Source organism: Streptomyces africanus, assembly GCF_002150735.1.
GTDB classification, from domain to species: Bacteria; Actinomycetota; Actinomycetes; order Streptomycetales; family Streptomycetaceae; genus Streptomyces; species Streptomyces africanus.
The window spans coordinates 1-19,342 of sequence record NZ_MUKA01000281.1 but is presented as its reverse complement, the minus strand read 5'-3'; the positions used below and the strand labels follow the sequence as shown (position 1 = coordinate 19,342).

The window sequence follows — 19,342 nt, the reverse complement described above, 5'->3', positions numbered from 1 at the left end:
GTGGGCGGCTCAGTAGGCGGCGAGTGCGCGGACCGCCGTGACGACCTTGCCGGCGGTGGGGATGACCTGTTCCTCCAGCGCGTCGGCGAACGGCAGCGGGACGCACTCCCCGGCCACCCGCCGCACGGGCGCGTCCAGCAGGCCGAAGCCCTCGTCGGCGACGATCGAGACGACGGTGCCGCCCCAGCCTCCCTGGTACGGGTTCTCCTCGACGGTGACGAGCCGCGAGGTCCTGCTCAGCGAGGCGAGGACGGTCGCGGCGTCCAGCGGGACCAGGCAGCGCAGGTCGACCACCTCCGCCTCGATCCCCTCCCTCGACAGCACCTCGGCGGCCTTCAGCGCCAGGGGCACCGTGGAGGCGAGCGCGACGAGGGTGACGTCGGCGCCCTCGCGTACGACGGCGGCCCGGCCCAGCTCGACGACATGACCGGGCGGTGGCGGTGGCCCCTTGGTGGCCAGGAGGGCCTTGTGCTCGAAGAAGACCACGGGGTCGTCGCTGCGGATCGCCGCCGCCATCATGCCGATGACGTCGGCGGGTGTGGCCGGTGCCGCGATCTTCAGGCCGGGGACGGTCAGTGCCCAGTTCTCGGTGGCCTGGGAGTGCTGGGCGCCGAAGCCGAGCCCGCCGCCGTTGGCGGTGCGCACGACCAGGGGCACCGTCACCTGGCCGCCGGTCATGTAGCGGACCTTGGGGATCTCGTTGGCGAGGTAGTCCCAGCAGCAGGCCAGGAAGTCGGAGAACATGATCTCCGCGACGGGCCGCATCCCGGTCATCGCGGCGCCCATCGCCGCGCCCACGATGGCCTGTTCGGATATGGGCGTGTCCCACACCCGCTCGGGCCCGAACTCCTTGAGCAGGCCCACGGTCGTCTTGAACACACCGCCGGCCGCGGCGATGTCCTCCCCGAGGCACACGACGGAGCTGTCCCGGCGCATCTCGCGCGCGATGCCCTCGGCGACCGCTTCCCGGTAGGTGATCACGTCCGCCATGCCGCACCTCCGTCCGCCCACACGTCGGTCAGCGCCTCCCGAGGATCGGGCGGCGGCCCGGCCTTCGCCGCCTCGACCGCCCGCTCCACGACGGCCCGGGCCCGCTCGTCGGCCTCCGCGACCGCCTCCGCCCCGGCCCCCAGCTCGGCGAGCCGCCCCCGGGCGAGATCCAGCGGGTCGTGCTTCAGCCACCGTTCGACCTCCTCGGCCGGACGGTACGCCGCCGGGTCGGAGCGGCTGTGCCCGAAGTGCCGGTAGGTCTCGGCCTCCAGCACGGCGGGCCCGTCCCCTGCCCGGGCCCGCCGCGCGAGCCGCGCCACCGCCTCCTCGACGGCCACGACATCGTTGCCGTCGACGACCTCGCCCGGGATGCCGTGGGCGGGCGCCCGGTCGGCGGCGGGCCGGGCCACCGCCGTGACGTCGGCGATCGGCGTGTACTCCATGTACAGGTTGTTCTCGCACACGAACAGCACCGGCAGCTTCCACACGGCGGCCAGGTTGAGCGACTCGTGGAAGGCGCCGATGTTGGTCGCGCCGTCACCGAAGAAGGCGACCGCCAGCTGGTCCGTACCGCGCAGCCGGGCCGACCAGGCCGCGCCGACCGCCATCGGAAGGTGGGAGCCGACGATGGCGTACGAGCCGAGCATTCCGGTGGCCGCCTTGGTCAGGTGCATGGAGCCGCCCTTGGCCCTGCACAGCCCGGTCGCCCGGCTCATCAGCTCGGCGAGGCACTCCTCGGGCGTGGCGCCCCGGGCGAGGGCATGGTGGTGGCCCCTATAGGTGGCGAACACATAGTCGTCCGGGCGCAGGGCGGCGCTCGCGCCCACGGCGACCGCCTCCTGCCCGGCGGCCAGATGGGTGGTGCCCTTCACCAGGCCCTGGAGGAACAGGTCGTGTGCGGCCTTCTCCGTGCGGCGGATGACGGCCATCCGCTCGTAGCAGGCGAGGAGTCCGGCGGCGTCCATCAGTCCGCTCCGTCGCCACGAGGGGTGTTGAGATGGGACTGCGCCTCCCGGCGGGTGTTCAGCTCGCCGCCCACCGTCCAGTACTTGCGCCCGGCCACCAGCAGTTCCTCGGCGGGGAACTTGGTGATGACCTCGCAGCCGTCGGCGGTGACGACGACCTCCTCCTCGATCCGGGCGGCGGACCAGCCGTCGGCGGCCGGCCAGTAGGTCTCCAGGGCGAACACCATGCCCTCTTCGAGGACTTCGGGGTGGTCGAGGGAGACCAGGCGGCTGAAGATCGGCTTCTCCCAGATCGACAGGCCGACGCCATGGCCGTACTGGAGGGCGAACGCGGCGGTCTCGTCGGCGAAGCCGAACTCCTCCGCACGCGGCCACACCCGCACGATGTCGGCGGTCGTGGCGCCCGGCCGGACGAGCGCGATCGCCTCGTCCATGTACGCGCGGCAGCGCACATAGGCGTCCCGCTGCGCACGGGAGGCGCTGCCCACGGCGAACGTGCGGTAGTAGCAGGTGCGGTAGCCGAGGTGGCTGTGCAGGATGTCGAAGAAGGCCGGGTCGCCGGGGCGGATCAGGCGGTCGCTGTAGACGTGCGGGTGGGGTGAACACCGTTCGCCCGAGATGGCGTTGACGCCCTCGACGTACTCGCTGCCGAGGTCGTACAGGACCTTGGCCACGACCCCGACGCACTCGTTCTCGCGCACGCCCGGGCGCAGCCGGCCGTACAGCTCCTCGTAGGCCGCGTCGACCATGGCGCAGGCCTGGGTGAGCAGGGCGATCTCGTCGCCGGTCTTGATGCGGCGGGCCTCCAGGAAGACCTGCTGTCCGTCGACGACGTCGATGCCCTCGGCGCGCAGGGCGGCGAGGACGGGCATCTCGGCGACGTCGACGCCGAGCGGTTCGTTCGCCAGTCCGTGGTCGCGCAGCTCGGCGGCGATCTTGGCGGCCACGTCCTCGGCGATACCCGCGTCCGGGTGGAAGGCACCGCGCAGGGTGGAGATGCCGGCGCGGGCACCGGTGGGCGGGCCGCCCTTGCCGTCGCTGTAGTCGAGCCACGGGTTGTACAGCTGGTGGTGGCGGGCGGCGGAGCCGAAGTCCCAGACGACCGGTTCGCCGTCGCGCACCAGCAGGGCGAAGCGGATCAGCTTGTCCATCGCCCAGGTGCCGATGTGCGTGGCGGTCATGTAGCGGATGTTGGCGAAGTCGAAGCTGAGCACCGCGCCCAGCTCGGAGCGGTTCAGGGACTCGTGCAGCCGGGCCAGGCGCTGTCCGCGCAGCCGGTCCAGGTCGATGCGCTCTTCCCAGTCGACGGCGTTGGGGCCGTATGTGCGGATCGCCATGGCGACCACCCCCACTTCGGAGTGAACGCCCGGGTCCTGAGGGTGTCAAGTGTCACTGAACATCGCCGGAGACGAACCAGACACCGACAGCCGGTACCTCTCCATCGTTGCGGTAGCGGTGGGGGGTCGTCGACTCGAAGGAGACGGCGTCGCCCGGGCGCACGGTGTACTCGTCGAAACCGAGGGTGAGGATCAGTTCACCGGAGGTCAGATAGCCGTACTCGGTCCCGGCGTGCCGCATCAGGGCGCCGGAGCCGGAGGAGGAGCCGCCGGGCCGGTAGGTCACCAGCAGGAAGTCGGCATCGGCGCCCGGCACCCGGCCCAGACGCTCCCAGACGACGCCCGAGTCCAGCTCCAGCGTCTCGCGCTCGCCCGCGCCGACCAGCGGTCCGATCCGCCGCCCCGGGTCGGCGGCGAAGGCGGCCAGGGCGTGCGGGACGGTGCCGGGCGGGTTCCCACCGGCCCTCGGCGTCGCGGCCCGGGAGTCGAAGAGGGACTCGACGGATATCCCCAGGACGGTCGTGATCGCGTAGAGCGTGCTGACGGAGGGCTGGCTCTTGCCGGTCTCGATCTGCGACACGAGACTCGCCGAGACACCGACTTCCCTTGCCAGCGCCCGCAGGCTCGTCCCACGCTCGAGACGGGCCTGCCGGATCCGCGCCCCGACGGGCGGCACGACGGCGGGGGACACGGGCGGCTCCTCTCCAGAGCGATGAGTGTGCAGCTTCATTGAACAGCATGAGCGCCCCGGCGACGCTCACCCGAACAGTCCGGTGCCGGTGGTGGGCCGTCGGTGCCGGTGGTGCGCTGAGGGCACGCGTCACGTTCTCAGGAGGCACTCCCGATGACCCGTCGTCCGTACCGGCTCGCCCGTGTTCTCTCCTCGGCCCTGGCGGCAGGCACGCTGCTGACCACCACGGCCTGCTCGGACGACGGCGGCACGGACGGTTCGCGCGTCTCGGACGTCGCCGCGTCACGGGTCGCCGGCAAGCGGCAGACCCTCTCGCCGACGGCCACCCTCACCACGGACGGCGCACGGGCCGCGCTGATCACCGAGGCGGACATCGAGGACGACTGGACCCAGGTCAAGGACACGGAGGCCGAGAACTGGCAGGACAGCCTGCTCATCGGCAGGGTCGACGTCTCCGACTTCCTCACCGCCAAGGCCCAGGCCGCCGACTGCCAGCGGCTCCTCGACTCCCTCTTCGACGACGATCTGCTGGGCAGGCCGTCCGGGGCGTCCGCACTGCGCGGCTTCGAGCAGGGCGAGTCGCGCCTGCTCTACCAGGTGGCCTCCTACGAACGGACCGACCCGCAGGACTCCTTGAACTGGATGGCGGGCCTGCCGGACAAGTGCGACCAGTTCACCGTCACCGACGACGGCGAACAGCGCACCGTCCAGGTCGTCGAGACCTCGCTGCCCGACGTGGGCGACGCCCGTGAGGGCCTGCGCGTGACGGTACGGGGCACGACCGGCGGCACGCAGGCCACGCTGACCCTGGACGTCGCCGCCGTACGCGTCGGCGATGACGCGATCACCGTCACGGCGGGCGGGCTCGACGGGGGCGAGAGCGGCTCCGTCGGGCAGGCGGTGCGGCTCGGCACCCAGCGCCTGAAGGACGTGCTGGCCGGTAAGACGCCCACCCCGAACCCCAGCGAGTTCGACTACTGACACGGTCCGCGGCTCTCCCCCGCCGCGCGCCTGCCCCCCCGACGGCTTCTGCCGATTCCGGGGACAGGTGATCACCGGAGCGGCACAATGACGGCGGTGACCGGCACCGGTCGCTCGTGCGAGGAGAGGAAGAGACGTGAGTGAGAGCCACACCCCGCCGAGCGGCTCGGCGCGGCTGAACACCGGTGTGGCGCACAACGCGCGCGTGTGGAACTACTGGATCGGCGGCAAGGACAACTACGAGGTCGACCAGAAGGTCGGCGAGCAGGTGGCCGGCATGTTCCCGGTCATCCGGGACATCGCCCGGGCGGACCGGGACTTCCTGGGCCGGGCCGTGTCGTTCCTGGCCGGCGAGCGCGCAGTGCGGCAGTTCCTCGACATCGGCACGGGGCTGCCGACGGCGGCCAACACCCACGAGATCGCCCAGCGGCTCGCGCCCGACTCCCGGGTCGTCTACGTCGACAACGACCCGATCGTGCTGGTGCACGCCCGCACCCTGCTGACCGGGACCCCCGACGGCGTCACCGCCTACATCGACGCCGACGTGCACGACCCGGACGCCATCCTCGAACGGGCCGGGCACACCCTCGACCTCACCCGGCCCGTCGCCGTCATGATGCTGGGCATCCTCAACTTCGTCCTGGACACGGAGAAGGCCCGGGACATCGTGCGCCGCGTGATGGCCGCGATCCCCTCCGGCAGCCACCTCGTCCTCACCCACCCCACCTTCGACGACGAGCTCGGCGGCGCGGGGCAGATCCCGGCCATGAAGTTCTGGAACGAGAACGCCACTCCCCCGATCACCGCCCGCAGCGGCGCGGACATCGCCGCGTTCTTCGACGGTCTGGAGCTTCTCGACCCGGGCCTGGTGTCGTGCGGGCAGTGGCGCGCCGACGCTGGCTCGGCCGTGCTGGTGCCGCAGTACGGCGCGGTGGCCGTCAAGCCCTGACGCCCTGCGACCGTCCCGACGAGGAGGACGTATCGAGGAGGACGTATGACGACCCTGGCCGACCCGGTGCCCGGCGGCCGTCCCGGCGATGTCGAGCGGGCCACCGCGCTGAGCGGCGAGCTGTCGGGGCGGGGTGTGCACGGCGTCGTGCTGTCCTACGTCGACACCGCGGGCATCGGCAGGGTGAAGACGGTCCCGACGGCCCGGCTCGCCTCCGCCGCGGCCTGGGGCGTGGGCATGTCCCCGGTGTTCGACACGTTCCTGGCGAACGACTCCGTCGTGACCACCGACGTCCTCGGCTCCCCCGACGGCGATCTGCGGCTCTACCCGGATCTCGACCAGCTCGTGGTGCTGGCCGGGCAGCCGGGCTGGGCGTGGGCGCCGGTCGACCGGGTCACGCAGGACGGGGAGCGGCATCCCGGCTGCGCGCGTACGTTCCTGCGCCGGGTCGTCGCCGAGGCGGCCGAGCGGCACGGCCTGACGTTCAAGGCGGCCGTGGAGGTCGAGTGGACCCTGGCCCGCGGGGACGCGCCCGGCGACGCGTTCGTGCCCGCGACGACCGGCCCGGCGTACGGGGCCACGCGGCAGATCGAGCTCGGTGACTACGCCGCCGACCTGCTGGCGGCGTGCGCGGCGCAGGGCCTGGACGTGGAACAGGTCCATCCCGAGTACGCGGCCGGGCAGTTCGAGATCTCGGTGGGTGCCGTCGACCCGGTGGCGGCGGCCGACCGCAGCGTGCTGGTGCGGCAGACGGTCCGCGCGGTGGCCCGGCGGCACGGGCTGCGCGTCTCGTTCGCCCCGGCCGTCGTGGGGCAGGGCGTCGGCAACGGCGGGCACGTCCATCTCTCCGCCTGGCGCGGCGGGGCCAATCTGCACTCCGGGGGCGGGGGCCGTCACGGCATGACGGCCGAGGCGGAGTCGTTCACGGCCGGCCTCCTCGCCCATCTGCCCGGTCTCACGGCCGTGACCGCGCCGAGCCCCGCCAGCTATCTGCGGCTCAGGCCCTCCCAGTGGGCCGGGGTGTTCACCGCGTGGGGCCGCGAGACCCGGGAGACCGCCCTGCGCGTCGTCACGGGCACCGCGGGGCTGCGCGACCAGGCGGCCAACCTGGAGATCAAACCGATCGACCTGGCCGCGAACCCCTACCTCGCGATCGGCTCCCTGATCGCCGCCGGGCTGGACGGCCTGGCCTCGTCCGCCGCCCTGCCCGAGGAGACCACCGGGGATCCGGCGCGGCTGGGCGAGGCCGAGGCGGCGGCCCGGGGCGTACGGCGGCTGCCTCTCTCGCTGGAGCGGGCCGTCGAGGAGTTCCGCGAGGACGACGTGCTGCGGGCGGCCCTCGGCCCGGTCCTGGCCGACGCGGTGATCGCCGTACGGCGGGGAGAGCTGGCGTCCGTCGCCGGTCTCGACGACGACCAGGTGGCGGCGGCGTACCGGTGGAAGTACTGACGTGGGCGCGGTCCGCGAAGCGCTCGACGCGCTGCGCCTGGTCGACCACCACTGCCACGGCACGGTGGCCGCCGATCTCGGCCGGGAGGCCTTCGAGCCGCTCCTCACGGAGGGCGACGCGTGGCCGGGCGTCTCGCCCTTCGACAGCCCCGTGGGCGTGGCCGTGCGCCGCCACTGCGCTCCCCTGCTCGATCTGCCGCAGCACGCCCCCGTCGAGCAGTACCTGACCCGGCGCTCGGAACTCGGCTGGCGCGAGGTGCAGCGGCGCTTCCTGAGCGCCTCGGGCACGGACGTCTTCTGCGTCGACACCGGCTTCGCCGAGCGGCTCACCACCCCGGACGAGGTCGCCGAGGCCGCGGGCGGGTCCGCGTACGAGGTCGTGCGGCTGGAGAGCGTCGCCGAGTCGGTGCGGGCCGCGGGGGTCGAGCCGGACGCCTACGCCGACGCCTTCCGCGCGGCCGCGCTGGACGCCGTACGGCGACCCGGTGTGGTGGCCGTGAAGTCGGTTGCGGCCTACCGCACGGGCTTCGACCTGGCCCCGGCCCGCCCCTCGGACGCGGAGGTCACCGGCGCCGCCCGGCACTGGACGGCCCGCGGCGGCCGCCTGGACGATCCGGTCCTGGTACGGCACCTGCTGTGGACCGCCGTCGACCTCGGCCTGCCGCTCCAGCTGCACACCGGGTTCGGCGACAACGACATCCGGCTGCACCGGGCCGACCCGGCCCTCCTCACGGACTGGCTGCACCTGACCGCCGGGACGATCCCGGTCCTGCTGCTGCACTGCTGGCCCTACCAGCGGCAGGCCGCCTACCTCGCGGCGGTCTTCGAGCAGGTGCATCTCGACGTCGGCCTCACCCTCCACCACGTCGGCCCGGCCCGGGCCGGTGCGGTCCTGGCGGAGGCCCTGGAGATCACACCGTTCCGCAAGCTGCTGTACAGCTCCGACGCGTACGGTGTGCCGGAGTTCTTCCACCTCGGGGCGCTCGCCTTCCGGCAGGGTCTGGCGGAACTGCTCCAGGAGCGAGTGGACGCCGACGAGCTGTCCCTGCCGGACGCGCTGCGGATCGCCCGGTGGGTCGGGCGGGACAACGCCCGCCGGGTCTACGGGCTCCCGGACGACCTCCCGGGAGGCGGTTGAACGGCGTGTGGCCGGTCACAGTTCCTTCCGAGCGGCTACCCAGGAAGTCCGAACGGCTGAAAGTATGATCAAGCGATGTCTGACATGACCGAAACCACGCCCGGCTGGCTGTCCTCCGACGAACTGGAGATGACGCGCGCCCGCATGCCGATCCTGTACGTCGATGCGGTCCCGGTCCGGGTCGACGACAGCGGCGAAGTCACCAGTGTCGGGGTGCTGCTGCGCATGGGACCCGACGGGACGGTCAGCCGGACACTGGTGTCCGGCCGCGTGCTGCACCACGAACGCGTCCGCGACGCTCTCCTGCGCCATCTGGAGAAGGACCTCGGCCCGGTCGCGCTGCCCCGGGTCCCGACATCGCTCCAGCCGTTCACGGTCGCGGAGTACTTCCCGACGCAGGGCATCACGCCGTACCACGACCCCCGCCAGCACGCGGTGTCCCTGGCCTACATCGTGCCGGTGACGGGTGACTGCCGGCCCCGGCAGGACGCCCTCGACCTGGTGTGGTTCAGCCCGCAGGAGGCCGTCTCGGAGGCGGTGCAGAGCGAGATGCCGGGCGGTCACGGGGTGCTGCTCAAGCAGGCGCTGGCCCATGCGGGCTGCGTGATCTGACCGTCGGAGACGGCCGTGACCCCGGCCGACGTGATCACGACAAGGCCGCGTCGGATCGCTCCGGCGCGGCCCGGCATTAAGCTGTACCAGGTGAGCCGTGGCGACATCGTCGGCCGGCGCCCCGCCGGGGTGGCTGCCGCGACAGCTGCCACCCGAAGGTGACCCGAGACCCTGGCTGAGGCGCTCGTGATGGCAGAAGAGCGGCAAGGGCAGCATCCCCGGCAGCCGCAGCTGCCCGATCTGCACCTGCGGCTGCGGAGCGAGCTGAGCCGGATCGACGAGCAGCTGCGCGCCCTGCTGGATGCCATGGACCGGATGCAGGGCCTGCTGGACGCGGTGGTGGCCATCACTCGGGAGGTGGAGCTGACCGCTGTGCTGCGCCGCATCGTGACCACCGCCATGGACCTGGTCGGCGCCCGCTACGGGGCGCTTGGCGTGCTCAACGAGTCGGGAGAGCACCTGGAGGAGTTCATCACGGCCGGGCTTTCCGAGCAGGAACGCGCCGAGCTCGCCGGTACCGATCTGCCTCGTGGACTGGGTGTCCTCGGTCATCTCATCAGCCACCCCGAGCCCCTGCGGATCGACGACATCCCGGCCCATCCGTCGTCGGACGGCTTCCCGCCCCACCATCCGCACATGCACACGTTGCTCGGGGTCGCCATCAGCGTCCGCGACGCGATCTACGGCGACCTGTACCTCGCCGAGCGGCGCGACGGACAGCCCTTCGACATCCACGACCAGAACGTCGTCACGGCCCTGGCCAGCGCCGCCGGCATCGCGATCGAGAACGTCCGCCTGTTCGAACAGGTTCGTCTCGGAGCCGAGCAGTTCCAGCGGCTGCTCCTGCCCGCCCTGCCCGACCTGCGGCCCTTCACCGCCGCCGCCGTCTACCGGCCCGCCGCCGAGCCCAGCAAGCTCGGAGGGGACTGGTACGACGCCATTCCCCTGCCCGGCGACGTCGTGGCGGTCGTCATCGGTGACGTGGTCGGTCACGACCTGGAAGCCGCGGCCGCCATGGCCTCGACGCGCAACATGCTGCGCGCTCTGCTGTTCGACCGGGGCAGTACGCCCGGCTCGGTCCTGGCCCGGCTCGACCGCGCGCTCCATGCCATCACCACCAACCCCGTCACCACCACCGCCCTGGCACGCATCGAACCGGAGGGGTCGGGCTGGCGCGTGCACTGGAGCACCGCGGGCCACGTCCCACCCCTGCTGCTCACCCCTGAAGGACGAGCGGAATACCTCTCCGCCGAGCCCGGGCTGCCGCTCGGGGTCGACCTCGAGGAACCCCGCCCCGACCACTCCCGATTCGTCTCCCCGGGCGCCACACTGGTCTTCTTCACCGACGGGCTGATCGAACATCCTGCCCACGGCATCGACGAGAGCCTGGACGAGCTCGCCGATCTCGCCACCGTCCATGCGGCTCTGCCGCTGGACGAACTGGTCCGGGCAGTGGCAGATCAGCACCCGAGCGACGGTCACGACGACATGGCCGTCCTCGCCCTGCGCATCCCGCCCGGGACGGACGGAACACCCAGCTCGACGGTCGTGTAAAGGGGCCGGCGGATGATGGTCGGGAAGGATGTCGATGCGAGGTCCCCGATGACTGTCGCGCGGCATGCCTGGACCCGGCGCGGTGGCTCGGCCGTCCTGGAGATCTGCGTCGTCGCCGCGCTGTACTACGGCTCGGCCGAGGTCGGACTGCTCCAGCAGCTGGTGCGTGGCCAGGTCACCCCCCTGTGGCCGCCGAGCGGTATCGCGCTGGCCAGTCTGCTCCTCCTCGGCCCACGGGTCTGGCCCGGGATCGCGCTCGGCGCGTTCCTGGTCAACATCTCGCTGGGCCCCTCGCTCCTGGCCGTACTCACCATCGCGACGGGCAACACGCTCGCGCCCATCTGCTCGTACGCCTTGCTCCGCCGTACCGGGTTCCGCAGGGAGATGAACCGTCTGCGGGACGTCCTCGCACTGATCTTTCTCGGCGCCTTCACCGGCATGCTGGTCAGCGCCACGATGGGCAGTGGGACGCTGGTCCTCACCGGTGTGCTGGACCTCGGCGACTTCTGGCCGACGTGGTCGGTCTGGTGGACCGGCGACGCGATGGGTGTGCTGGTGGTGACACCGGTCCTGCTGGTGCTCCGCTCGGCCCGCCTGCCGAGGGGCGCTCCGCTGTCCCGATGGGTGGAGGGGGTCTTCCTCCTGGCCGTCACGGTCTGCGTCGGATTCGTCGAGACCAGTAGCACGCCTCTGCTGTTCCTCGGTTTCCCGCTGCTGATCTGGGCGGCCTTCCGCTTCCAGTTGGCCGGGGCCGCGCCGTGCGCCCTCGCCGTGTCGACCTTCGCGATCATCGCGGCCGCCCAGAGGACGGGTCCGTTCACCGCTCACGATCTGTTCACCAACATGATCACCCTGCAGGCGTTCAACGGTTCCGCCTCGCTGACCGCCCTCCTGATCGCAGCGGCTGTCAGTGAACGGGCCCAGACCGAGAGGGAGATCACGCTGGCGTGCGGGCAGCTCGCCGCGATGGTCACCAGAATCGCCGCCAGTGATCGCCGTCCGACGTTCCCCACCCGTGCGGGAGAGCAGCCAGAGAGGAATACGGCCCAAAGCGACCAAGGGCCCCGCCCCACCGAAGTGGAGCAAGGCCCTGAACCGGGGTGACACCCCGGACACTCTGTCGGGACGACAGGATTTGAACCTGCGACCCCTTGACCCCCAGTCAAGTGCGCTACCAAGCTGCGCCACGTCCCGTTGCCCGTCTGACCTGGGGGTTTCCCCGGCCGAACGCGCAGGGAAACAATACCGCACTCGCGCCGGTGATCGCGCATCCGTTTCCGGGGCCCCTCTCAGTCCGCTGCCGGGAGGCCCAGCCGGGGATGCGCCTCCAGGAGCCGGGTGGGGGCCGCCTGGCGCCAGGAGTCGGCCAGGATGTCCCGCAGTTCGCCCTCGTCCTCCAGCGCGGCGAGCCGGACCCGCACCCAGGCGAACTGCGCCTCGTGTCCGGCGATCCAGAACTTCCCCGGCTCGGCGAGCACCAGTTCGTCCCGCTCCTCCTTGGGGCAGCGCACGGCGATGGACGTCTCGTCCTCCGGCAGCGTGGCGAACATCTTTCCCGCGACCCGGAACGTGGGCATGCTCCAGGCGATCTTCTCCGTCGTGTCCGGCAGGGACAGGGCGATACGTCGTGCGTCTTCGGCATCCGGCATGGCAGGCACGGTATCGGCTGCCACTGACAATCACCTGGTGAGAGCGGTTGCCGGTACGTGCTTGTAGTAGATCGTCGTCGGCCGGAGCCGCCCGTCGGGGCTCGCCGCGTAGTCGGGGATCGCGCCGATCGCCGTCCAGCCGGCGGACCGGTACAGCTGCTCGGCGGGGCTGCCGGTCTCGGTGTCCAGGTGCAGGAGCGTGATGCCGGCCTCGGCGGCGGCGCCCTCCGCCGTGGTCAGGAGCCCGCGTCCGAGGCCACGGCCGCGGGCGTCCCGGTGCACCATGAGCTTGACGAGCTCGGCGCGGTGGCGGCTGTTCGGCTTGCGGGGGAAGGCCAGGCTCACGGTGCCCCGCACCCGGCCCCCGTCGTACGCCGCCCACACGGCGAGCCGTCCCGCTGCCACGTCGCCCGCCCGTTCCTCCCACCAGGCGAGCGCCTCCGCCCGGTCGAGCGGGGCGAGGAAGCCGACCGAGGCACCGCCGTTCACTGTGTCGGCCAGCAGATCCGCCAACCCGGCCTTGTCCACGGCGACTCGGGCCGCGTCCAGACGCTCGACGATCACGGCCGCACCACCGCCAGCAGATACCGGACGCCCTCGTCGGCGGCGCACCGGAACCGGGTCGGGCCCCACACGCGCATGCGCAGGCAGTCGCCGGGGCCGAGGTGGTGTGCGGTGTCCTGCTCGGTCACGTCGAGGGCGCCTTCCAGGACCCAGATGTGCTGCTCCAGGCCGGTGACGGGCGGACGGTCGTAGGCGATGTCGGCCCCCGGCGAGAGGCGGGCCTCGACGAGTTCGCCGCGCAGGGCGGGGTGCGGCGGCGACACGGACCGTCGGACGAAGCCGGAGGCCTGGTCCTGCCAGACGGGCTGGCCGGCGGCCCGCAGCACGGGGGCCGGCTCGGCCTCGACCTCGCTGAGCAGCTGGGACATGGTCCGCCCGTAGACGGCGCACAGACGGTTCAGGAGGGAGGCCGTGGGGCTGATCTCCGCCCGCTCGGCCCGGGACAGCGTGGACCGGCTCACTCCGCTGCGGTCCGCCAACTGGCCCAGGGAGTAGCCGTGTTCGGTCCGCAGCTCGGCCAGGCGGGCGCCCAGCAGGGTGTCGATCGCACCCGTGTCGTCGCTTCTCACATATGGGACGTTATCCCGAATGTGAGACGACCGTGTTAACGAGTCCTCACACCGGGGCCGCCGCGCCGAGCGCGTCCAGCACCGGGCGGATCAGGGGATGCTCCTCGGCTCCCCGGCGTACCGCGGCGAAGACCCGCCGGGTGGGCGCCGTGCCGTCGACGGGGCGGACGACCACCCCTTCGAGGTCCATGCCGCGTAGTGCCGAGCGCGGCACGAGGGCGACGCCCGCGTCGGCGCAGGCGAGGGCGACGACCGCGCGGAAGTCGTCCGAGGAGTGCTCCATGCGGGGCTGGAAGCCGGCGTTCTCGCAGGCCAGGACCACCACGTCGTGACAGGGATTGCCGGGGTACGGGCCGATCCACGCGTCCTTGGCCAGTTCGGCGAGCGGGATCTCCGCCGCCCCGGCCAGGCGGTGGGCGACCGGGACGACCGCGTCGAAGGGCTCGGCGTACAGCGGTACGTGGGTCAGCCGCGGGTCGTCGGCGGCCGGGGCGCCCCGGTACTCGACGGCGACGGCGACATCGACCTGCCGGTCCAGCACCATCGGCAGACTGGCGTCGCCCTCGGCGTCCTGGACGCGGATGCGGATCCCGGGCGCCGACCCGGCGAGGCGGACCACGGCCGGTGCGACGACCAGTGCGATGCCGGTCGCGAAGGAGGCGACCGTGACGGTGCCGGCCGCGCCCGAGCTGTAGGCGGCCAACTCGGCCTCGGCCCGCTCCAGCTGGGCGAGGACCGCGTTGGTGTGGCTGAGCAGGATCTCGCCGGCGGGGGTGAGGCGTACGCCCTTGGCGCCGCGCTCGACGAGCCGGTGCCCGGTCTCCTGCTCCAGCGCGGCGAGCTGCTGGGACACGGCCGACGGGGTCAGGTACAGCGCGGCGGCAGCCGCCGTCACCGTACGGTGGTCGGCCACCGCACGGAGGATGTGGAGCCGCCGTGCTTCGATCATGCGATCGATTCTCTCAGGTCGGCGGCGGTTCTCAGCCGTCCAGCTCCGCCCGGGCGGCCACGAAGGCGTCCACCGCCCGGTTCACGTCCTTTGCGGAGTGCGCGGCCGACAGCTGGACGCGGATCCGGGCCTGGCCCTGCGGGACCACCGGGTACGAGAAGCCGATCACGTACACGCCGCGCTCCAGCAGCAGCTCCGCCATGCGCCCGGCGACCGCCGCGTCCCCGATCATCACCGGGGCGATGGGGTGGTCACCGGGGAGGACGTCGAAGCCCTCCTCGGTCATCCGGCCGCGGAAGAGCGCCGTGTTCTCGGCGAGCCGGACGCGCAGGTCGTCCGCCGACTCCAGCAGGTCGAGCACCTTCAGGGAGGCCGCCGCGATCACCGGGGCGAGCGTGTTCGAGAAGAGGTACGGCCGGGAGCGCTGGCGCAGCAGGGCGACGATCTCGGCGCGGGCGGCGACATAGCCGCCCGAGGCGCCGCCCAGGGCCTTGCCGAGGGTGCCTGTGATGATGTCGACGCGGTCCATGACGCCGTGCAGCTCGGGCGTGCCGCGGCCGCCGGGGCCGACGAAGCCGACGGCGTGCGAGTCGTCGACCATGACCATCGCGTCGTAGCGGTCGGCGAGGTCGCAGATCTCGCGCAGCGGTGCCACGTAGCCGTCCATGGAGAAGACGCCGTCGGTGACGATCAGGCGGCGGCGCGCGTCGGAGGCCTCCTTCAGGCGGGCCTCCAGCTCGGCGAGGTCGCGGTTGGCGTAGCGCAGGCGGCGGGCCTTGGACAGCCGGATGCCGTCGATGATCGACGCGTGGTTGAGGGCGTCGGAGATGACCGCGTCCTGCGGGCCGAGCAGCGTCTCGAACACGCCGCCGTTGGCGTCGAAGCAGGAGGAGTACAGGATCGTGTCCTCCTGCCCGAGGAACGCCGACAGCCGGGCCTCCAGCTCCTTGTGCACCTCCTGCGTGCCGCAGATGAAGCGGACGGAGGCCATACCGTAGCCCCAGCGGTCCAGGGCCTCGTGGGCGGCGGCGACGACCTCGGGGTGGTCGGCGAGGCCGAGGTAGTTGTTGGCGCAGAAGTTGAGGACCTCGCCGGGGCGGCCGCCGGCGGTGACGCTGACGGTGGCGGACTGCGGGCTGCCGATCACACGCTCGGGCTTGTGCAGGCCGGCGGCCCGGATCTCGTCGAGGGTGGCGCGCAGGTCGTCGCGCACGGAGTCGAACATGAGGGCTCCTGAAGTGCTTGCGGTGAGGGGGGAGTTACGCGGTCCAGTCGAGGATGACCTTGCCGCCGCGGCCGCTCGCCGCGTCGGCGAACGCCGCCTCGAAGTCGCGGTAGCCGTACCGGCCGGTGATCACGGGCGCGAGGTCGAGGCCACCTTCCAGCAGCACGGACATCGCGTACCAGGTCTCGAACATCTCGCGGCCGTAGATGCCCTTGACGGTGATCATCGAGGTGACGATCCGGGCCCAGTCGACGGGGAACTCCTGCGCGGGCAGGCCGAGCATCGCGATCCGGCCGCCGTGCGTCATGTTGGCGATCATGTCCCGCATGGCCTCGGGGCGGCCGGACATCTCCAGGCCGACGTCGAAGCCCTCACGCAGGCCGAGCGTGCGCTGCCCGTCGGCGATGGTGGCGTCCGCGACATTGAGCGCGAGGCTGACCCCGACCTTGCGGGCGAGGTCCAGCCGCTCCTCGCTGACATCGGTGATCATGATGTTGCGGGCGCCCGCGTGCCGGGCCACGGCGGCGGCCATCAGCCCGATCGGGCCCGCTCCGGTGATCAGTACGTCCTCGCCGACGAGCGGGAACGACAGCGCGGTGTGCACGGCGTTGCCGAACGGGTCGAAGATCGCGGCCACGTCGAGGTCGACGGGCACCCGGTGCACCCAGACGTTGGCGGCGGGCAGGACGACGTACTCGGCGAACGCCCCGTCGCGGCCCACGCCCAGCCCTATGGTGGCCCGGCACAGATGGCGGCGGCCGGCCTGGCAGTTGCGGCACTTGCCGCACACCAGGTGGCCCTCGCCGCTCACCCGGTCGCCGACGGCGATGTCGGTGACGTCCCGCCCGGTCTCGACGACCTCGCCGACGAACTCGTGCCCGACCACGAGCGGGGTGCGGATCGCCTGCCGCGCCCAGCCGTCCCAGGCCCTGATGTGCAGGTCGGTGCCGCAGATACCGGTGCGCAGCACCTTGATCAGTACGTCGCCCGGTCCGACGGCGGGCTCCGGGACGTCCGCGAGCCACAGCCCGGGCTCCGCCTTCTGTTTGACCAGCGCCTTCACCGCTACGGCTCCTGGGGGTGAGTCCCGGCTCCGGGCACGCCGAAGGAGCCCCTGGGCCGGGAGAGGAGTGGGATCGCCCAGCAATCTGCCCTACGCCGGCCGTACCGGTCCATCGAGGTTTTCTTAAGCGCCGCCTCAGCTTTCCTTCACGCCCCCCGCGTGCGCTGCGAGAACACGGGGCGTGTCAGTAGGGCAGCGTGCCGTCCCGGCCCTCCAGCCGCGCGACGAGCTGCGCGGCGTGTTCCTTGATGGCCGTCAGGCCCGGCTTCCCCCACGGCCGGGGCCCGACGTCGGCGACGCTGACCGTGCCCAGCACCAGGCCCATACCGTCGATGAGCGGTGCTCCCAGATAGGAGCGGATACCGAACTCGTCGACCACCGGATTGCCCGCGAACCGCGGATAGTCGTGGACGTCCTCCAGCACCAGGGCCTTGCGTCGCGCCACCACATGGGGGCAGAAGCCATGGTCGCGGGGCAGGGTACGGCCCACCCGGGGACTGGTGCCGTCGCTCCGCACCACCGGCGCGACGGCCGGAACGTACAGGCCCGCATAGAACTGGCCCCGCTCGTCCGGGAAGTTGACCATGGCGTACGGTGCCCCGGTGAGCTCGGCGAGGCCGTGCGCGAAGGCGTCGAGTGCGGGTTCGGGGCGCTCCCCCAGACCCAGCAGGCGCAGTCGGCCGGCGCGGGCGGGGGCCTCCTTGTCCTCGGGTGTGAGCAGCAGACGACCGGCCGGGCGCGGCGGGTCGTAGCTCATGGGCGTCCTCCCGGACTGTGGGCATGCGTCATATACGAGCTCCCTGACGGGTGTTGGGGGATCACATGTGGGGATCACATGTGCGGATCGCTTGTGGCGTTCACATGTGGGCGCCATACCCCGTCGCGGGGGCGGGCGCATGGGCGATGAGGTGGCGCACGAGGGTCAGCAGGGTCTGGACCCCGGAGCTGGAGATCCGGGCGTCACAGCACACGACGGGGATCTCCTCGGACAGGTCGAGGGCCGCGCGCACCTCCTCCGGGTCGTAACGGTGGGCGCCGTCGAACTCGTTGACGGCGACGATGAAGCCGAGGCCGCGTTGTTCGAAGAAGTCGACGGCCGCGAAACACTCCTGGAGGCGGCGGGTGTCGGCGAGGATGACCGCCCCGAGTGCGCCCTCGCACAACTCGTCCCACATGAACCAGAACCGTTCCTGTCCGGGGGTGCCGAACAGGTACAGCACGTGTTTCGGGTCGAGCGTGATGCGGCCGAAGTCCATGGCCACGGTCGTCTCGACCTTGTTCTCGATGCCGTCGAGGTTGTCGGTCGCGGCACTGACGGTGGTGAGCAGTTCCTCCGTGCTGAGCGGCGCGATCTCGCTGACCGCGCCGACGAAGGTCGTCTTGCCCACGCCGAACCCGCCCGCCACCAGGATCTTGAGGGCGGTGGGGAACGGGTCGCCGCCGTGGCCGGAATCGCCGGCGTAGTCAGAGCTGTCGTCGTAGTCCATCGAGCACTGCCTCCAGAAGGGCCCGGTCCGTCGGGTTGTGGTGGAACGCGGGGGGCTTGGTGGTCAGCGCCCCGCAGTCGACGAGGTCCGCCAGCAGCACCTTGGTGACGGCCACCGGCAGCTTCAGATGGGCGGCGACCTCCGCGACGGCGACAGGCACACTGCACCGCTCGAGTGCCTGCGCGTGCTCGGGGCCGAGGTAGCCGAGGGGGGTCGCCCCTGTGGCCATCACCTGCGACATCAGGTCGAGCGCGACGGTGGGACGGGTGCGGCCGTTGCTGACCGTGAACGGGCGCACCAGCCGCCCGGCCGCGTCGTCGAGCCAGGGCCCGTCACCGGCCGCCGCCACCCTCAAGGCCTCATCGCCGGGGATTCGACGGACTGCTGGCGGGGAGCGGTGACCAGGTACGGGCGGACGCTCTTGACCAGCATCGCCATCTCGTAGCCGAGGACGGCCGCGTCGGCCTCGCGGCCGGCGAGGACGGCCAGGCAGGTGCCGGAACCGGCGGTGGTGACGAACAGCAGGGTCGAGGCGAGTTCGACCACGACCTGCCGGACGTCGCCGCCGTCGCCGAAGCGGACGCCGGCGCTGCGGCCGAGGGAGTACAGGCCGGAGGCCAGGGCGGCCATGTGGTCGGCACTGTCCGGGTCGAGGCCGTGCACGGACTTCACCAGTCCGTCGCAGGACAGGAGCACCGCGGCGCTCGTGTGCGGTACGCGCTGCACGAGGCCGCTCATCAGCCAGTCGAGATCGGATACATGGGCGGTCGGCGCATCGCTCGCCATGGTGGATCGACTCCTTGGGGTACGAAGGTCTGCGGGAACGCTGGGGGTGGAGGTGGAGACGGGGGTGGTCATCCGGCGGGTGCGCTCCCGTCGTGCCGGGTGGTGGACTCGGTGTGCACGGGCTCCATGGGGATCGGGTTCCGGGGAACCGGGTCCTGGTGGGTCACGTGTGCCGGCTCGGTCTCGCCCTCGATGTGCTGTTGGGCCTCGGCGAGGCTGATGCCCCGCTGGAAGGCCGCCATCAGGCCGGGATCGTGACCGACGAGGAGCTCGGGGTCCTGGCGCGGCGTGGGACCGTCGCGCAACTGGGGGACGATGTGTTCCTGGGCACGGCGGCGGGGCAGCTGGGGCTTGCCCATGGTGCCGCGCACCGTGCCGTTGCGC

The 19,342-nt window shown here is 72.1% G+C and carries 21 protein-coding genes, 1 tRNA gene and 1 pseudogene; 7 read left to right on the top strand and 16 right to left on the bottom strand.

The window, feature by feature from the left end:
- Positions 1-9 precede the first annotated feature (9 nt).
- The 4 genes from CCL05_RS31170 to CCL05_RS31155 are packed head-to-tail and all read right to left on the bottom strand — an operon-like array spanning position 10 to position 3,983.
- Positions 10-990, bottom strand: a complete 981-nt coding sequence (locus CCL05_RS31170) for an alpha-ketoacid dehydrogenase subunit beta (protein WP_086564036.1) — start codon at positions 988-990, stop codon at positions 10-12.
- Positions 978-1,955: a thiamine pyrophosphate-dependent dehydrogenase E1 component subunit alpha gene (locus CCL05_RS31165; protein ID WP_086564035.1), complete on the bottom strand. Its 978-nt coding sequence runs from the start codon at positions 1,953-1,955 to the stop codon at positions 978-980. Before CCL05_RS31165 ends, CCL05_RS31170 begins: the two co-directional genes overlap by 13 nt.
- Positions 1,955-3,292 (bottom strand): M24 family metallopeptidase, encoded by a 1,338-nt coding sequence (locus CCL05_RS31160; protein WP_086564043.1) that lies wholly within the window; start codon positions 3,290-3,292, stop codon positions 1,955-1,957. Before CCL05_RS31160 ends, CCL05_RS31165 begins: the two co-directional genes overlap by 1 nt.
- A gap of 52 nt (positions 3,293-3,344) precedes the next feature.
- The gene (locus tag CCL05_RS31155; protein ID WP_086564034.1) at positions 3,345-3,983 is read right to left on the bottom strand and encodes a helix-turn-helix domain-containing protein; all 639 of its coding nucleotides are present in this window, start codon (positions 3,981-3,983) and stop codon (positions 3,345-3,347) included.
- A 153-nt stretch (positions 3,984-4,136) separates the two neighbouring features.
- Between CCL05_RS31155 and CCL05_RS31150 the strand changes: the two genes are divergently transcribed.
- The 7 genes from CCL05_RS31150 (at position 4,137) to CCL05_RS31120 (ending at position 11,770) form a co-directional block, all read left to right on the top strand.
- On the top strand, positions 4,137-4,964 hold the full coding sequence (locus CCL05_RS31150) for a hypothetical protein (protein WP_086564033.1): 828 nt from the start codon (positions 4,137-4,139) through the stop codon (positions 4,962-4,964).
- 136 nt (positions 4,965-5,100) lie between these two features.
- Complete coding sequence (locus CCL05_RS31145) at positions 5,101-5,913, top strand: SAM-dependent methyltransferase (protein WP_086564032.1); 813 nt, start codon at positions 5,101-5,103, stop codon at positions 5,911-5,913.
- 45 nt (positions 5,914-5,958) lie between these two features.
- Positions 5,959-7,362 carry a type I glutamate--ammonia ligase gene (locus tag CCL05_RS31140; protein WP_086564031.1) on the top strand — a complete coding sequence of 468 codons (1,404 nt, stop codon included), beginning with the start codon at positions 5,959-5,961 and terminating at the stop codon, positions 7,360-7,362.
- Between the two features lies 1 nt (position 7,363).
- Positions 7,364-8,500: an amidohydrolase family protein gene (locus CCL05_RS31135; RefSeq protein ID WP_086564030.1), complete on the top strand. Its 1,137-nt coding sequence runs from the start codon at positions 7,364-7,366 to the stop codon at positions 8,498-8,500.
- A gap of 84 nt (positions 8,501-8,584) precedes the next feature.
- Positions 8,585-9,112, top strand: coding sequence for an NUDIX hydrolase family protein (locus CCL05_RS31130; RefSeq protein ID WP_167409651.1), 528 nt, complete (start codon positions 8,585-8,587; stop codon positions 9,110-9,112).
- A 189-nt stretch (positions 9,113-9,301) separates the two neighbouring features.
- Positions 9,302-10,666, top strand: a complete 1,365-nt coding sequence (locus tag CCL05_RS31125; protein ID WP_086564028.1) for a PP2C family protein-serine/threonine phosphatase — start codon at positions 9,302-9,304, stop codon at positions 10,664-10,666.
- Positions 10,667-10,714: 48 nt separating this feature from the next.
- A complete protein-coding gene (locus CCL05_RS31120) occupies positions 10,715-11,770 on the top strand; it encodes an MASE1 domain-containing protein (protein ID WP_086564027.1) in 1,056 nt (351 codons plus the stop codon).
- A gap of 16 nt (positions 11,771-11,786) precedes the next feature.
- On the opposite strand, the gene CCL05_RS31115 is transcribed toward CCL05_RS31120, so the two are convergent.
- From CCL05_RS31115 to CCL05_RS31060, 12 genes and pseudogenes are all read right to left on the bottom strand, one after another.
- A tRNA-Pro gene (locus CCL05_RS31115) sits at positions 11,787-11,860 on the bottom strand.
- A 95-nt stretch (positions 11,861-11,955) separates the two neighbouring features.
- Positions 11,956-12,315, bottom strand: coding sequence for an MmcQ/YjbR family DNA-binding protein (locus CCL05_RS31110; protein WP_167409650.1), 360 nt, complete (start codon positions 12,313-12,315; stop codon positions 11,956-11,958).
- A 30-nt stretch (positions 12,316-12,345) separates the two neighbouring features.
- Complete coding sequence (locus CCL05_RS31105; protein ID WP_086564025.1) at positions 12,346-12,879, bottom strand: GNAT family N-acetyltransferase; 534 nt, start codon at positions 12,877-12,879, stop codon at positions 12,346-12,348.
- Positions 12,876-13,448 carry a helix-turn-helix domain-containing protein gene (locus tag CCL05_RS31100; protein ID WP_086564024.1) on the bottom strand — a complete coding sequence of 191 codons (573 nt, stop codon included), beginning with the start codon at positions 13,446-13,448 and terminating at the stop codon, positions 12,876-12,878. The genes CCL05_RS31105 and CCL05_RS31100 overlap by 4 nt, the downstream gene beginning before the upstream one ends.
- 46 nt (positions 13,449-13,494) lie before the next feature.
- The gene (locus tag CCL05_RS31095) at positions 13,495-14,397 is read right to left on the bottom strand and encodes a LysR family transcriptional regulator (RefSeq protein ID WP_086564023.1); all 903 of its coding nucleotides are present in this window, start codon (positions 14,395-14,397) and stop codon (positions 13,495-13,497) included.
- 31 nt (positions 14,398-14,428) lie between these two features.
- Entirely contained in the window at positions 14,429-15,622 is a 1,194-nt protein-coding gene (locus CCL05_RS31090; protein WP_086564022.1) for a glycine C-acetyltransferase, read from the bottom strand.
- A gap of 34 nt (positions 15,623-15,656) precedes the next feature.
- Positions 15,657-16,685, bottom strand: coding sequence for an L-threonine 3-dehydrogenase (tdh, locus tag CCL05_RS31085; RefSeq protein WP_086564021.1), 1,029 nt, complete (start codon positions 16,683-16,685; stop codon positions 15,657-15,659).
- Positions 16,686-16,869: 184 nt separating this feature from the next.
- Complete coding sequence (locus CCL05_RS31080; RefSeq protein WP_086564020.1) at positions 16,870-17,442, bottom strand: GAF domain-containing protein; 573 nt, start codon at positions 17,440-17,442, stop codon at positions 16,870-16,872.
- A gap of 100 nt (positions 17,443-17,542) precedes the next feature.
- Complete coding sequence (locus tag CCL05_RS31075) at positions 17,543-18,172, bottom strand: GTP-binding protein (protein WP_086564019.1); 630 nt, start codon at positions 18,170-18,172, stop codon at positions 17,543-17,545.
- Positions 18,150-18,521, bottom strand: a complete 372-nt coding sequence (locus tag CCL05_RS31070) for a DUF742 domain-containing protein (protein ID WP_010044672.1) — start codon at positions 18,519-18,521, stop codon at positions 18,150-18,152. The genes CCL05_RS31075 and CCL05_RS31070 overlap by 23 nt, the downstream gene beginning before the upstream one ends.
- A gap of 2 nt (positions 18,522-18,523) precedes the next feature.
- A complete protein-coding gene (locus CCL05_RS31065) occupies positions 18,524-18,958 on the bottom strand; it encodes a roadblock/LC7 domain-containing protein (RefSeq protein WP_086564018.1) in 435 nt (144 codons plus the stop codon).
- A gap of 68 nt (positions 18,959-19,026) precedes the next feature.
- A pseudogene (locus CCL05_RS31060) lies at positions 19,027-19,342 on the bottom strand (ATP-binding protein); the annotation flags it as partial.

Bases quoted from the DNA above. Each gene is read 5' to 3' on its own strand.
- CCL05_RS31170 (WP_086564036.1), bottom strand. From the start codon at position 990: ATGGCGGACGTGATCACCTACCGGGAAGCGGTCGCCGAGGGCATCGCG.
- CCL05_RS31165 (WP_086564035.1), bottom strand. From the start codon at position 1,955: ATGGACGCCGCCGGACTCCTCGCCTGCTACGAGCGGATGGCCGTCATC.
- CCL05_RS31160 (WP_086564043.1), bottom strand. From the start codon at position 3,292: ATGGCGATCCGCACATACGGCCCCAACGCCGTCGACTGGGAAGAGCGC.
- CCL05_RS31150 (WP_086564033.1), top strand. From the start codon at position 4,137: ATGACCCGTCGTCCGTACCGGCTCGCCCGTGTTCTCTCCTCGGCCCTG.
- CCL05_RS31140 (WP_086564031.1), top strand. From the start codon at position 5,959: ATGACGACCCTGGCCGACCCGGTGCCCGGCGGCCGTCCCGGCGATGTC.
- CCL05_RS31130 (WP_167409651.1), top strand. From the start codon at position 8,585: ATGACCGAAACCACGCCCGGCTGGCTGTCCTCCGACGAACTGGAGATG.
- CCL05_RS31125 (WP_086564028.1), top strand. From the start codon at position 9,302: ATGGCAGAAGAGCGGCAAGGGCAGCATCCCCGGCAGCCGCAGCTGCCC.
- CCL05_RS31120 (WP_086564027.1), top strand. From the start codon at position 10,715: ATGACTGTCGCGCGGCATGCCTGGACCCGGCGCGGTGGCTCGGCCGTC.
- CCL05_RS31110 (WP_167409650.1), bottom strand. From the start codon at position 12,315: ATGCCGGATGCCGAAGACGCACGACGTATCGCCCTGTCCCTGCCGGAC.
- CCL05_RS31095 (WP_086564023.1), bottom strand. From the start codon at position 14,397: ATGATCGAAGCACGGCGGCTCCACATCCTCCGTGCGGTGGCCGACCAC.
- CCL05_RS31090 (WP_086564022.1), bottom strand. From the start codon at position 15,622: ATGTTCGACTCCGTGCGCGACGACCTGCGCGCCACCCTCGACGAGATC.
- CCL05_RS31080 (WP_086564020.1), bottom strand. From the start codon at position 17,442: ATGAGCTACGACCCGCCGCGCCCGGCCGGTCGTCTGCTGCTCACACCC.
- CCL05_RS31075 (WP_086564019.1), bottom strand. From the start codon at position 18,172: ATGGACTACGACGACAGCTCTGACTACGCCGGCGATTCCGGCCACGGC.
- CCL05_RS31065 (WP_086564018.1), bottom strand. From the start codon at position 18,958: ATGGCGAGCGATGCGCCGACCGCCCATGTATCCGATCTCGACTGGCTG.